This window comes from Ruminococcus bovis, from assembly GCF_005601135.1.
In the GTDB taxonomy this organism is placed as follows: domain Bacteria; phylum Bacillota; class Clostridia; order Oscillospirales; family Acutalibacteraceae; genus Ruminococcoides; species Ruminococcoides bovis.
In genome coordinates this window covers 1,842,489-1,856,275 of sequence record NZ_CP039381.1, presented here as the reverse complement: position 1 = coordinate 1,856,275, position 13,787 = coordinate 1,842,489, and the positions used below count along the sequence as shown (strand labels likewise).

Here is a 13,787-nt window from a genome sequence, read left to right as displayed (position 1 = left end):
TAATAAAAAATCAGAAATTTATTTATGGACACATAAAGCCCCAACTACAATAGTTAGGGCTTTTGTCTATAGACTTTATAATTACCAATCTTTACTGAAAGTATATTCTTTGTTTAGAAGATAATCATACTTTTTGTTATTAATTTTTGTAAACTTAACTTTTGCCTTATTTGTATCTGTTTCTGAATTATATTCATATGTACCCTCAGCAATATCCTTATACTGAGTATCGGTTGTATCATTATCCAAAGTATCAATTTCCTTTTTCAGTAAGAATTTATTGTTATCTTTAGGAACATAGCAAAATTTTTCACCATAAATTTTCGTTGTATTATATGTATCTGTCATTGTAGGGAAAGTATCGGAATCCACATCAAGGCTGATAGCATCCTCACTGCTTACCCATCTGGAGGAAACATCATCACCGTTACCACAAGTGGTATCAGCTTGATATTTCTCAATTAAAACAGCACCTAGGTAGGTCATTGATAATAATATAGCTACACATAAAATTCCACAAAATGCAAAACGAAAAATTTTCTTATTTTTACTCATAAAATCACCTTCCTACTAATAATACTTTTCAAAAAGGAAAAGTGTTGCAAACTTTCAAAATATTTCTCTACTGAAATATTACAGTGATTATACTCCTAAGAAAAGAAAAATAATATGGGTAAAATGTACAAATTTTCTCATTATTTTTTAGCATACAAAAGGTAAAAGACTCTGACTAAAAAGTCAGAGCCTTTTGGGAGGAAATTGAGATTTGGTTATATCGAAATTTTAGGAATTATATAACTAAAACATTTACACTATTTGTGTAAACTGACTTATCGGCAAAGGTGATTTTGAAAGTAAGCTTTGTTACACCTTTCTTCTTACCTGTTACAACACCTGACTTGCTGACAGTAGCAACCTTAGAATTCTTAACAGTATAAGTAACCTTATAATTTTTAGGAGAAACATAAACACCACAATTTTTGCTTGTTAGTTTTTCCTTAATTACTCTATTTGTAAAGTTATATTTTTCATTAACAGATAAATCTTCAATATCATCTACTGAATAGTAATCAAAGTCATTGTTTACATTATTCAGCTTTACTGCTGTAGCAGTTTTAATATTTACATTCTTTACTGTTGCAGTAAAGTCACCTACCTTAGTAGCCTTGTTATTGCCAATTTTCTGATAAAGAGTGTATGTAGAAGTACCTACACCAACAGTATAAATTTCATTATTAGCTATTTTTAGGATTGACTTACCTGTAGTCTTGATAGAATACTTAGCACCTTTCTTTGGGAAAGAAATCATAGTACTTAACTTTTTGTATGACTGATACTTAGTATAATACTCACTATTGTTAAATGATACATACTTATTATATGATAAGTTAAGTTTCTTTGAATTTGATTTTAGAACTGTCTTAAAGTCACCAACAATAATCTTTACCTTGCCAATACACTTACCTTCATCATATACATTAGCAATATAAGTACCCTTTTTTGCAGCATAGTAAATTGTATCACCATACTTATCTTTCTTTGACTTGATAACTGAATTAGGCTTAATCTTAATAATAGGACCACCTTCATCACCAATCCAAGTACCGATTGTACTGCCTACATTGTATCTACGGGTTTGTAAATACTGACTTTCTGATGAAGTAGATTTTACTTCTTTTTCTTCTGCAAAACATGATGTTGTGCAGATACTTGCTGACACTAGGCAAAGGATTGCCATTAAAATTGAGATTATCTTTTTCATAATAATATTCCCTTCCGAATAAAAATTTGTTTGACATAATCTTTATCAAACATATAATAATAATTAGAAAGTGTTTATAAAGAATTCTTTTATAATTTAACTGCTTTCACATATAACACTTTTCAAAAGTCAAAAAGGTTACATAAATTTATAAAAATTTATAAAAATTTTTTTCTGAGGTGGTTTTATGGTAATAACATATGATGTTGCAAAGAAGATAAAGGACATAGTTTCTAATGATTTTGACCTTTATTTACATTTTCACGACAGTTGTGGTGGTCAATATTTTAATTTTGATGAAAAGCCAGGTGATGAGGTTTACACAGCTATCAAAAAGTTCTTTAGCGAAATTGATAAAAATATAGTTGTAAAAATCAGCAATGACAAAATGAGCTTTTACCTACAATAATTATAAGAAAACCGACCTTAGTTATAAGTAAACTTAGGTCGGTTATTTTTATCTTCTGTTACAATTACGGTTTATAACACCACAAGCTATTTTTTCACCGGAATTACCTGATGGTTGGGTAGCAAAGTCATCAGGATGAAGATGAATTATAACAGTTTTTCCTATCACTTCATTTACGGTAAATCTATCTGTCATAAACATAGAAAAAGCCTTCCCATCAGTACCCATTAGTGGTGGCATATCTCCTGCATGGTATGGATGCTTACAATTATTTGGGTTGTAGTGAGTACCGGCATTTTTAAATGAATCGGTTTTGTCACCTGTACATTCTTCACCACTATGAATATGAAATGCAAATATAGGGCTTTCACAAGGTTTATCGCATTTTGGCAATCCACTAACCTCTGCCCTAACAATTACATAATCCCTTAGCTGATAAAACATTACCCTACCTTTAATATCACTATAACTTTCGCTACCATAAACACAAGCCACTGCATTTGGTGAATGGTTTAGCACATAACAAAGACCATTAAAATTTCTCATAGCATACCTCCTACTAAGTATATTATGCTAGGAATACAATTAAAGAACTTTTTACAAAAGAAATAAGGATACTTGAAAACAAGTATCCTCTAATTTTTTAGTTTATGTGAACATAAATATTTTTAATTACTGCGTACAAGATTAATGCACCTATCATAACATACATAGAAATATTTTCTAGTTTATTAAAAGGCTTTTTGTTATTGTGAACCACATAATGATATTTGTGATATATATAATCACCTAACATTATTGGCAAAATAACTGTTATTACCGGATTGGTGAAAAATGCAGTTTTAAAATCAAGTCGCAAATAAGAAAGAAGAACCCTAGAAATACCACAACCGGGACAATCAAAACCTGTTGCAAATTTAATTGGACAAGGAATCTTGAAGCCTGTTGTGTATATTAGCACTACATATATACCACCAACAATTAGCAGTAAAAATATAGGCTTTAGAGTTTTATACAATCTTTCTTTCATAAAAATTACATCTGTCCGTTATTATTCTGGTTGTTGTTATAATTTGCCTGAGAATTATCTTGGCCATTGCCGTTGTAGTTAACACCGTTATAACCTGTGTTATTCTGATGAACACTGTTATAACCTTGACCGTTCTGGTTAGTGTAACCGTTGTTGTAGCCATTATTATAACCATTGTTATAACCGTTGTTACCGTTAAAGCTGTCATAATCAGAGATTTTATTTAGGGCATCCTGCATTAATGCAATAGCGATAATGCCTAGACCAAGAATATCAAGAACTAAGTAAAGAATATTAGAATTTGATGATGGAATACCACGCATATTCTTTGCATTATCAAGCTTTTCCCCTTGTTTATAAGCCCAATAAATTCCGTAAATACCACAAGTAACAATTGATAGTAATACAACAATACCACCGGATGTACCGTTAGGGTCGTTTACTGCTTTGTTAGTATCATCAGTAACAACTACCATCCAGTAGATACCGTAGATACCACAAGTAATAATTGTGAATAGGATTGCTAATCCTATATTTCTTTTAGTTATCATAACATAACCCTCCTATTTCTTATTGGTTATATATTACCATAGTACAAATATATGGTCAACAAGCAAACATTAATATTGTAACATTTCACAAGTTTACATACTGTTTTATGTTAATGTTTACTATTTTATATTCTAATATTATTCCATAACCTTTTTAAGTTCTTGAATAATTCTCAGAGAGTTATTTCTGTCAAAATAAGTAAAACTATTGTCCCTCATTAATTTATATTCATAAGGAAGTCTAAAATTACTCTTTGCCATTTTGTTTATATCATTACACAAGTCAATTGCACTGATACTTCTGTCACCCATTAAGTCTTTGTCCATATTAATATATGTGCCTACTGAGTTAATGAACTTTTCATAGTCGAACTGATAGAACAGTACAGGCTTACACATATAAAGCATATCGTAACATACTGAACTGTAATCGGTAATAAGCAACTTGCTTTTCATTAGGATTTCATTTAAAGGCTTTTCACCAATAACTGAAATATGAATTCTCTTGTTATCAATCTTATCACTTGTAAAGTAATCTTTATATTTACTGCTGATACAGAAGTTTAGTTCTAGGTCATTATTAGCCAAAACTGTCTTTAGTTCAGGAGAATTTAGCAGTTCCATATATCTATTATAGAAGTCACTGTCTAGGAACTTTTCACTAGGTACATCATCAAGCCAATTTCTTGTTGTTGGTACTAAAGCAATTTCGTTAGAACCATTTGACTTATCCTTTAATGCATCCCATCTTGCCAAACCGGTAATAGGAGTTTGTTCCTTTGAATAGCCAAACCATTTGTTTACAATTTCTCTTTCTTTCTTAGAAGAAACAACAAATACATCAGTATCACCGGCTTTACCTTTACCGTAAAATTTATCAATTCTCTTTAGTGAGGTTACACCGTGTTGTAAGAAAATATGTTTCTTAAATCTTATTCTCTCGGCAATTACCGAGTTGTTTGGTCTCCAAATATAACAGTCATTCTTGGAATGAGTATATACTAAGTTCTTTGCACCTAACAGATAAATCATATGCTTAAATGACATAAAGTTAAGCACATTACCCTTGTATGGTTCAACATTTTTATAGTCAGGTGATGATGGGTCAATAACATAACAAATCTTTGACTTTAACCTTTTTCCTACTCTGTGGTCCATACAATGTTTAAAGAAATAGTAACCGTTATCCTGAGCAGTTTGTGACTTTCTTTCATACACTAAGGTAATGTTCTTGTGGCTATAGTACCACTTTAGAACCTTATGACAACATACTGCTAAAATTTCTTTCATCTTAAATTTTCTTGAGTCACAAGGGCTAATCTGTCTAATCATAAAGGCAAGTGTATCCCTTGTAGTAAAGTAAGGAAACAGAATATCTGTATCTTCCTTATTAGAAAATCTGTAGAAATTTTCACTCATTGACTTGTGATACAGATAGTCATACATTTGTCTTTTATCTACATACACATTGGCAAAATAAGCAGTTCTGCCATCATTAAATACTGCATAAACATCCCATACAGACTTTTGTAATTCAATCTTAGATAAATCAAATCTACCTTTAAGATGAGTGTTGTCACCACTTGGAATAAGCTCTGCACTTGTATAGTAAATTCTTCTGTCTTCACTGTCTTTAAATCTATATGACAAAGCATAGCCTGTGAAATGTTCTTTGTTATTAGTAATATCAGTTACAATATATAGGTACTTATCCTTGAAATATGCCTTTTGGTAAGAAACAGAAACTTTATCCTTAAATAAAGAAAGTCTGTCCTTTACTCTAACATAGAAAGTACCGTTACTGCCGTACATAGGTTCAACAACTGCTATTGTATCTTTTATAGTTAAGGTTTCTACCTCTTGAAGATACTTTGTACTTTCATCTTCTTTATAATCAGGTGCAGAAACTTTTCCACAATACATATAACCGTTATAGGAAAACGCAACACAAATTGAATATGTACGGGAAGTAATATCCTCCATAGCTTCCTTAAAAGCTGAGAAGTCAACTATAAATTCATTTTTCTTAGGGTTAAATTCTGTAACATCAAGAATAATTTTTTCTTTAATTGAGGTACAATGGGCAAATACACTTAAATCGCTGATACCACTTAGGTCTGTGTATAAAGAAATACGATATTGTCCCAACTGGTCAACTGACTGTGCACCGTAAAATACTCTTGTAGCTACAAAATTTGGAGAGAACAAAATTCTCTTTGCAGTATTTTCCGGAGTAATCTCAACACCATTGTAAGGTAAAATAGTAGAGAACTGTAGCTTATAACTTTCTGTTGCTGTAAAAGTTATTTCATCAATTAAAGTTCTGTGCTGAAGTTTATCTGTAGCAGATAATTCAAGAATATTGTCATAATTTTCTTTATCCTTAATCTGTACAGTTGAATAATATCTTTCACCGTCAATATCGTAATATGTATGTAGGTTAAACACATCAGGCTTAATACCCTGAAAATATGTTCTAGGCAATCTACATTCCAGAACAAACCTATCCCCCATATCACGAACTAAAGTCGGTTTAAAGTCATATATAGTATTTACATTAGGTAAAGCTGACTTAAAGCTAACACCAAAATTAGTAAACTTAGAAATTTTCTCTAAGGTAACATCAAAGCAAAAATCATCTTGAAAAATCTTAAAATTATCAACAGTATTGCTGACAATATAATCAACTCTGCTGGATTTGTTAATTAAGATAAAACCAAAATAACCTGATGTTGTAATATTTGTAATTAGATTAACTTCTTCTTTTCTATATTCGGCAGAAGAAATTGAACTGTAATACAGTAATCTTTTATCTTTAGTCAGTCTGTATTCGTCCTTAATACTCTTTGAATACAATCTACAGAAAGTTAAGTGACCGTTACCCTGAAATACAAGGTATAGTTTAAATCTTAGTGGTACATAATCAATCTGTAAATAATCAAAGCCATCAAAATTAATAGTACAAAGGTCACTGTTTATCTTAGTGTCCTTATACCACAAATATTTGTTGTGAGAATCAAGAAGTGCAAAAGCAACTGCATCTTTATAGTTAACATCTTGATGAGGAAATCTAATAGTTACCTTGTTTTCTCCTTCACCGATTAACTCTGCCTTTATACGATCTTGTATTATTATTTCTTTATCAGAAAATTCATCCAGCAAACCAAAATATTTCACAGCTTTTGCCTCCTCTCTTGAAAATTATAGCACAAAAAAATAATGAAATATAGTAGATAAATTAGTTTTTTGTAAATTTATACATTCTACATAAATAGGTAGAATATTTATAATGGCTTTTATACAATAATAAATTTTATATTTTTAGTTAAATTTTCCAAAGAAAAGCACCTCATTGAGGTGCTTATAACTTTTATATGATTTAATCAAAGATTTTCATTTTCTTAATTTCAAGAACAATTCTTGAGGAATTATTTTTGTCAGTAAAAGCAAAAGTGCTTTCTCTCATTTCGTCAAATTCCTTAGGTTGTTTGAAATTATTTTTAATAGCATTTTCAAAGTCATCAAGAAGTTTATCCATAGTTAAACTACGATAACCGAACAAATCTTTCTCCATATTAATGTAAGAACCATGAACCTTGTTGTATAAATCATAGTCAAACTGATAGAAAAGAATTGGCTTGTTCATATAGTAAACATCCCAACATACTGAGCTATAGTCAGTAATCAGAAGTTTACATCTCATCATAAGTTCATTCAGAGGTTCTTCACCGTAAGGAATAAGTCTCATTCTCTTACTTGTAACATCAAAGTTACCGATATAGTCCTTAAACTTAGGGTGAATATAGAAGTTAACCATAAGGTTATTATCTTCAAGTAGCTTATTTAGTCTTTCACTTTCAAGTAACTTAGAATAGTTCTTGTAATAATCGCTATGCAAGAAAGTGCTGTTCTCAGCTTCATCAAGCCAGTTACGCCATGTTGGCATAATCAAAACTTCGTTATAATCCTTAGATTTATCAACAAGTTCATCCCATCTGGCAAGACCTGTCATACAAACTTCGGTACTCTTATATCCAAACTTGTTAATGATAATTGACCTTTCAAGTGGAGTAGAAACAACAAACTTGTTAACCGGATTACCACCATTCTTGCCAAAGATACCATCAACTCTCTTTAGTGCAATAACACCATGTTGTAAGAAGAAAATCTGTTTTTCCTTTAGCATTTCTGAAACAAATGAGTTGTTTGGTCGCCAAGCATAACTATGTGGCTTTGAGTCTGAAGAAACAAGTAACTTTGATGCCAACAAATAAACCATATGGTCAATTGAAAGAAAATCAAGTACATGGTCATCATACTTCTTTACTCTTTCATAGTCAGAAACGCTCTTGTCGATAATATAATAAATCTTAGCATTTAAGATTTTTTCAACATTATGTTCCATACAATGCTTAAAGAAACAGTAACCGTTATCTTGAGCACAAGCACAGAACTTCTCATAAATAAGAATAATATTTTGACTTAACAGTTTCTTTTTATTTCTTTTAAAGATTTTTAGAGCCTCAAACTCTTTAGCTCTAAACTCACTGGAGTCAATGTTTGACTTCTCTCTCATATTAAAAGCAACTGTATTGATAGATGTATGATAAGGGAAAATAACATCCTCACCTTCATCTGTTTTGATTGTACAATCAACTTGCTTTTTAACTCTCTTTTTGTCGTAAAGTACCTTTTCTATCTGCTTATCTGTAAGAGAAATACTAGCACCGTATCTTCTGCCATCTTCTTCAAAGGTAGCATATAAGTCCCATATAACTCTCTTTAAATCAAGTTTTGACATATCAATACTTGCTGATAAATATGTGCCAAAAAGTTTCTTGGTGATTTTGCCTTCAATGAAATAAGCACATCTATCATCACTTTTCTTGTATCTGTATGTGAAAGCAAAACCTGTATATTTACGGTTATCTTCCTTAGGTATCTTTACAGTAACATCCATAAAGTTATCGTGGAAATCCAAATTTTTGTAATCAACAAATACAAGGTCCTTCTGAGAAAGTAAATTCTCTCTGATTCTAATATATATATTACCGGAAACAAAGTAGATTGGTGCAAGTGACACTTCAACACCATTAATATCAAATCTCTCAACAACCGGGAATAATCTTTTTTCAAGTGGTAAAAGTTCAGGAGCAGTTAGCTTTCCGTGGTAGTTAGGGTTCTTAAGTTTAGCAGGATATACAAGACCTTCATATAAAAATGCTATACATAGCATATATGACCTTGCAGTAAAGTCCTTGCAAGATTTCTTAAGGTTTGAAAGATTAAGGGATAAGTTCCCTGTATCTTTGTCCCAACTTACTACATCAACAATAACTTTTTCCTTTGTTTTAGGAAAATAACAATAAGCCCACATTTCCTCAACTTCACTCATATCAGGGTTAAGGTGAAGATTGTATTCACCCTTTTCCGATACACTTTGAGTACAGAACAAAACTCTGGAAACATTAAAGTCCTCTGATAAAATAGTATCTTTAACACTATTATTTACAAGTTCATAACCGGTAGAAGGTGCTACAGAAACAAACTGAATATCATTATCAAGTGAACGAATTGTAAAAGCCTTTAGGTCATCATTTAGCTGTAAAAATTCTTCATAAGAAATTTTACGAATTTTCTTAGAAACCTTTGGAGATGATACAGAAACTCTGGTGTAATATGGCTTACCGTCTACAACATACTTTGTGTAAAGGCTTAGTGTAGTTGGCTTAGGCAGTTTAATAAAATCTCTTGTTAAACTGCAATGACTGATAAAGAATTCACCGTCATCATCAAAGGGTTGTGGTGGCAAATCATAATAAACAGGTTCTTCACCTGATTTATCCATACCTACAAGTGCCCATTCTGATGCTTCCTTAACCTTATTAACCTTTACATCAAAAGTCAATTTACCGTCAACAACCTCTACATCATCAACAGTATTTGTAAATCTAAAGTTGTAAATATCCTTTTTATTAAATACTAATAAGGCAAAGTAGCCACCTCTGGTAACACTTAAGCAAGTACAATAATCTTCATCTTCAAATCTACCTTCAGCTATTACATCATAATAAAGTAAATTTCTGTCATATGTTGCTTTATACTTTTCCTTGATTTCTTGACTGTAGAATCTACAAAAATGAAGAACACCATCTTCTTCAAAAACTGCATATAGCTTATATCTTATAGGTGCTCTATCTGCTACAAAATAATCAAACCCATCAAAAACAACTGTGTTCTCGCCTTCAGTAACTTCTGTTTCATTATACCAAAGAAATTTATTATCATAATCTAAAGCTGCAAAGCCAATAATTGAATCCAAGTTAGAATCTTGCTGTGGCACATTTATAGTAATAGAATTTGAACTACAGCTTATAATCTCAGCAGAAACTGTGCCTTTAATTATAACCTCTTTCTCATTCTTATCAGTAAATTCATTTAAAAATCCACAGAAATTCATTTCTATACCCTCCTGTATGCATATGATTATATCATATAAAACCTATTTATTGCAATATATTTCATTAAATTCGCAATATATACTAGTCAAACTGGCTTTGATATAGTTCTTTGTAGAAACCGTTTTGCTCCATAAGTGACTTATGAGTACCACTTTCAATAACTTTACCGTCTTTCATAACAAGGATAAGGTCACTTTCCACAATTGTCTTTAATCTATGAGCAACAACAAAACTTGTTCTGTCCTTCATAAGTTTCATAAATGACCTTGTAATTCTCTGTTCTGTCAGCAAGTCAATTGATGAAGTAGCTTCATCAAGAATTAAAATCGGTGGTGGGCTAAGCATTAGTCTTGTAATACAGATTAACTGCTTTTGACCTGTTGACAATGAACCACCGTCTTCACCGATAAATGTATCGTAACCGTTGTGAAGTTTCTTGATAAATGAATGTGCATGGCTTTTCTTAGCTGCTTCAATAACCTGTTCATCAGTTACATTTTCATTACCGAAAACAATATTTTCTTTAATAGTACCACTTTTTAACCATGTATCTTGTAGCACCATACCAACATTTTGTCTTAGTGACTTTCTGCTAACTGTATTAATATCAACACCATCAACCTTAATTGAACCACTGTCTATATCATAGAAATGCATTAGTAGATTGATTAAAGTTGTTTTACCACAGCCTGTAGGACCTACTACTGCAAGTCGCTGACCACTCTTTAGTTCAAAGGATAGATTTTTAATAAGTTCTTTATTTTTATCATAAGAAAATGCCACATCACTAACAGTAAAGTCACCTTTAACATTGGTAGGTAATTGACCTTTTGCATCACTTTCTTTTTCTGCATCAATAACTTCAAGCAATCTACCTGCACAAGCAATGGCATTTTGCAGTTCGGTAATAACACCTGTAATATCGTTAAATGGCTTTGTGTATTGGTTTGCATATGCCAAAGATGCTGACAAGTTACCAACTGTAATAATTCCGTTAATTGCAAACAATGCACCACTTAAACCAACTACTGCATATACAATAGAATTAACAAATCTTGTACAAGGGTTAGTCAGTGAGGAGAAGAAAGTTGCATTTAGAGAGTCTTTGCCAAGTTCTTCGTTGATAACATCAAAGTTTTCAGAATTTTCATCTTCCCTATGATAGGATTTTACAACCTTAATGTTACTTAGCATTTCTTCAATATAGGAAGTTTCCTTACCTCTTTGTTCACTTTGTTTCTTAAAGTATTTATAAGTTCTCTTTGAAATAAACTTAGAAACAAAAAGTGAAAGTGGAGTTAATACAAGTACAATAAGTGCCAACCAAATATTGATTGTAAACATAAAGAACAATGTACCTAAAATAGTAATAACACCTGAGAATAGGTTTTGGAAACCTAAAATTAAACCGTCAGAGAACTGCTCTGCATCTGCAATAACTCTACTTACAATGTCACCTGTATTTCTGCTGTCAATATAAGAAACAGGAACATACTGCAAATTATTAAATGCATCGGTACGCATATCCTTAACAGTATTGTTTGCCATTCTGTTGTTTAAAGTATTTGTAAAATACTGAGAAATACCACCAATAATAATAGCTACTAAAATAAGAATTAAAATCTTAGTTAGTCCTGCAAAGTTAACATTACCTTTGCCAACAATCATATCAATTGCTTCACCGGCAAGTACAGGAATATATAATGTACATACTGTTGAAAATAAAGTTAACACAAGTGAAATTATAAATGAAAACTTGTACTTACCAATATACTTTAATACTCTTCTAATTACATAAGAACTTTTCATTATGATGTCTCCTTGTTACAAGACTCATAAATATCCTTATAGGTTTCACAACTCTTTAGTAATTCTTCATGAGTACCTACACCCTCAAGAGCACCGTCATTTAGTACAAGGATTTTGTCACAATGTTCAATAGTAGATGTTCTCTGTGAAATAATAAATGTTGTTCTGTCACCCTTTGAGTCAGCAAGGGATTGACGCAAAGTTTTGTCTGTCTTATAGTCAAGTGCTGAGAAACTGTCGTCAAGAATAAGTATAGGAGTATTTCTTACGATACCTCTTGCAATAGAAAGTCTTTGCTTTTGACCACCTGATAGGTTCTTGCCTTGTTCAAGGATAACTTCATCAAGACCTTTGCTTTTGTTACTGATAATTTCTTTTGACTGAGAAATTTCAATAGCCTTTTCAATATCTTCTGCTGTAGCATTCTTAGCACCGAAAGTAATATTTTCTTTAACAGTACCACTGAACATAGTAGCCTTTTGCATTACAACAGAAATATTATCATTTAATTCTTCATCAGAATAATTAAGGATATTCTTGTCATTAAGAATAATATCACCACTTGTAGGTTCATAGAAACCACAAAGTAGGTTCATTACACTTGTTTTACCACTACCTGTACCACCGATAATACCAACAGTATCACCTTTATCAACAGTAAAGCTAATGTTATTTAAGCTATATTCATTGTTCTTGTTGTAGCTTAGGGAAACATTTTCAAATGTAATATAGTGGTCACACTTTTTGTCTTTACCCTTAGGCTTCTTATATTCTTCCATAGTAAGAATAGCATCAACTCTGTTCTTACTTGCAATAGCTTTCATTTCTGTGATAATTAGGTTAGCTAACTTAATAAGTTCAACAAGAATCTGTGACATATAGTTATAAAGGGCAACAACTGCACCTTGACTGATAACACCAACATCAACTCTGATTGCACCGATATAAATTAGGAAAATTACACCAAGGTTAATTACAACAAATGTTGCAGGATTCATAATAGAAGAAATCCAACTTGCAACATTCTGTAGTTTTACAAGGCTTTGATTTTCTTCTTCAAATTCAGCAATCTCTTTATCTTCTCTTGTAAAGGCTCTGATAACTCTTACACCTTTTACATTTTCTTTTGTTCTAAGTAAAACAGAATCCAGCTTATTCTGTACACCCTTAAATCTAGGAATAGTCAGTGACATAATCACAGCAACTATAATTGCAAGAACCGGTACTACTACTGCAAAAACCAAAGCACCCTTAACATCAACATAAAATGCCATTATTGTTGCACCAAAAACTATAAACGGTGAACGCAGTAACAGTCTTAGGAACATATTAATACCGGTCTGAATTTGGTTAACATCACTTGTCATTCTTGTAATAAGTGTTGCAGAACCGATAGAGTCAAGCTGACTGAATGAAAGTGACTGTATCTTCTTAAACAATGCACTTCTTAACTTTGTTGTTGCACCTGTAGCTGACTTAGCAGCAAAGAACTGAGCAGATACAGCAGAGATAAGACCTACAACTGCAAGTAAAACTAACAGTAAACAACGGTGAAAAATATAGGCTTTGTCACCACTATTGATACCGTTATCAATAATATCAGCTACTACAAGTGGAACTAAAAGTTCAAAGGAAGCCTCCAGTAGCTTAAAAAGTGGTGCTAAAATTGACTGCACCTTATAATCCTTTAAATAAGACAAACTTTTCATAAATCATAATCCAATCTATTTATTATTACGGAAAACAAGCCACCAAATTACTTGGT

10 protein-coding genes are annotated in these 13,787 nt (G+C 31.6%); 1 reads left to right on the top strand and 9 read right to left on the bottom strand.

All coding sequences use genetic code 11. From position 1 onward, the window contains the following. Positions 1 to 81: 81 nt before the first annotated feature. Positions 82 to 555: a hypothetical protein gene (locus E5Z56_RS08750; RefSeq protein WP_138157445.1), complete on the bottom strand. Its 474-nt coding sequence runs from the start codon at positions 553 to 555 to the stop codon at positions 82 to 84. Positions 556 to 790: 235 nt separating this feature from the next. After that, positions 791 to 1,762, bottom strand: coding sequence for an Ig-like domain-containing protein (locus E5Z56_RS08745; protein ID WP_138157444.1), 972 nt, complete (start codon positions 1,760 to 1,762; stop codon positions 791 to 793). Between the two features lie 187 nt (positions 1,763 to 1,949). Here E5Z56_RS08745 and E5Z56_RS08740 point away from each other — a divergent pair, with 187 nt between their 5' ends. After that, entirely contained in the window at positions 1,950 to 2,171 is a 222-nt protein-coding gene (locus E5Z56_RS08740; protein ID WP_138157443.1) for an RDAC family protein, read from the top strand. A gap of 48 nt (positions 2,172 to 2,219) precedes the next feature. Here the strand turns inward: E5Z56_RS08740 and E5Z56_RS08735 are convergent, their stop codons facing one another. The 7 genes from E5Z56_RS08735 to E5Z56_RS08705 form a co-directional block, all read right to left on the bottom strand. Then, positions 2,220 to 2,717: a superoxide dismutase family protein gene (locus tag E5Z56_RS08735; RefSeq protein ID WP_138157442.1), complete on the bottom strand. Its 498-nt coding sequence runs from the start codon at positions 2,715 to 2,717 to the stop codon at positions 2,220 to 2,222. 97 nt (positions 2,718 to 2,814) lie between these two features. Then, positions 2,815 to 3,201 carry a DUF2752 domain-containing protein gene (locus tag E5Z56_RS08730; protein ID WP_138157441.1) on the bottom strand — a complete coding sequence of 129 codons (387 nt, stop codon included), beginning with the start codon at positions 3,199 to 3,201 and terminating at the stop codon, positions 2,815 to 2,817. A gap of 5 nt (positions 3,202 to 3,206) precedes the next feature. Beyond that, positions 3,207 to 3,752: a DUF4234 domain-containing protein gene (locus E5Z56_RS08725; protein WP_138157440.1), complete on the bottom strand. Its 546-nt coding sequence runs from the start codon at positions 3,750 to 3,752 to the stop codon at positions 3,207 to 3,209. Between the two features lie 138 nt (positions 3,753 to 3,890). Then, the gene (locus E5Z56_RS08720; RefSeq protein WP_138157439.1) at positions 3,891 to 6,929 is read right to left on the bottom strand and encodes a CDP-glycerol glycerophosphotransferase family protein; all 3,039 of its coding nucleotides are present in this window, start codon (positions 6,927 to 6,929) and stop codon (positions 3,891 to 3,893) included. A gap of 202 nt (positions 6,930 to 7,131) precedes the next feature. Further along, on the bottom strand, positions 7,132 to 10,212 hold the full coding sequence (locus E5Z56_RS08715) for a CDP-glycerol glycerophosphotransferase family protein (RefSeq protein WP_138157438.1): 3,081 nt from the start codon (positions 10,210 to 10,212) through the stop codon (positions 7,132 to 7,134). A gap of 82 nt (positions 10,213 to 10,294) precedes the next feature. Then, positions 10,295 to 12,022, bottom strand: coding sequence for an ABC transporter ATP-binding protein (locus tag E5Z56_RS08710; RefSeq protein WP_138157437.1), 1,728 nt, complete (start codon positions 12,020 to 12,022; stop codon positions 10,295 to 10,297). Then, entirely contained in the window at positions 12,022 to 13,731 is a 1,710-nt protein-coding gene (locus E5Z56_RS08705; protein ID WP_138157436.1) for an ABC transporter ATP-binding protein, read from the bottom strand. Before E5Z56_RS08705 ends, E5Z56_RS08710 begins: the two co-directional genes overlap by 1 nt. Positions 13,732 to 13,787 lie beyond the last annotated feature (56 nt).

Excerpts from the sequence above, each read along its gene's own strand:
- E5Z56_RS08730 (WP_138157441.1), bottom strand. The coding sequence starts at position 3,201 with ATGAAAGAAAGATTGTATAAAACTCTAAAGCCTATATTTTTACTGCTA.
- E5Z56_RS08750 (WP_138157445.1), bottom strand. The coding sequence starts at position 555 with ATGAGTAAAAATAAGAAAATTTTTCGTTTTGCATTTTGTGGAATTTTA.
- E5Z56_RS08745 (WP_138157444.1), bottom strand. The coding sequence starts at position 1,762 with ATGAAAAAGATAATCTCAATTTTAATGGCAATCCTTTGCCTAGTGTCA.
- E5Z56_RS08725 (WP_138157440.1), bottom strand. The coding sequence starts at position 3,752 with ATGATAACTAAAAGAAATATAGGATTAGCAATCCTATTCACAATTATT.
- E5Z56_RS08715 (WP_138157438.1), bottom strand. The coding sequence starts at position 10,212 with ATGAATTTCTGTGGATTTTTAAATGAATTTACTGATAAGAATGAGAAA.
- E5Z56_RS08705 (WP_138157436.1), bottom strand. The coding sequence starts at position 13,731 with ATGAAAAGTTTGTCTTATTTAAAGGATTATAAGGTGCAGTCAATTTTA.
- E5Z56_RS08735 (WP_138157442.1), bottom strand. The coding sequence starts at position 2,717 with ATGAGAAATTTTAATGGTCTTTGTTATGTGCTAAACCATTCACCAAAT.
- E5Z56_RS08740 (WP_138157443.1), top strand. The coding sequence starts at position 1,950 with ATGGTAATAACATATGATGTTGCAAAGAAGATAAAGGACATAGTTTCT.
- E5Z56_RS08710 (WP_138157437.1), bottom strand. The coding sequence starts at position 12,022 with ATGAAAAGTTCTTATGTAATTAGAAGAGTATTAAAGTATATTGGTAAG.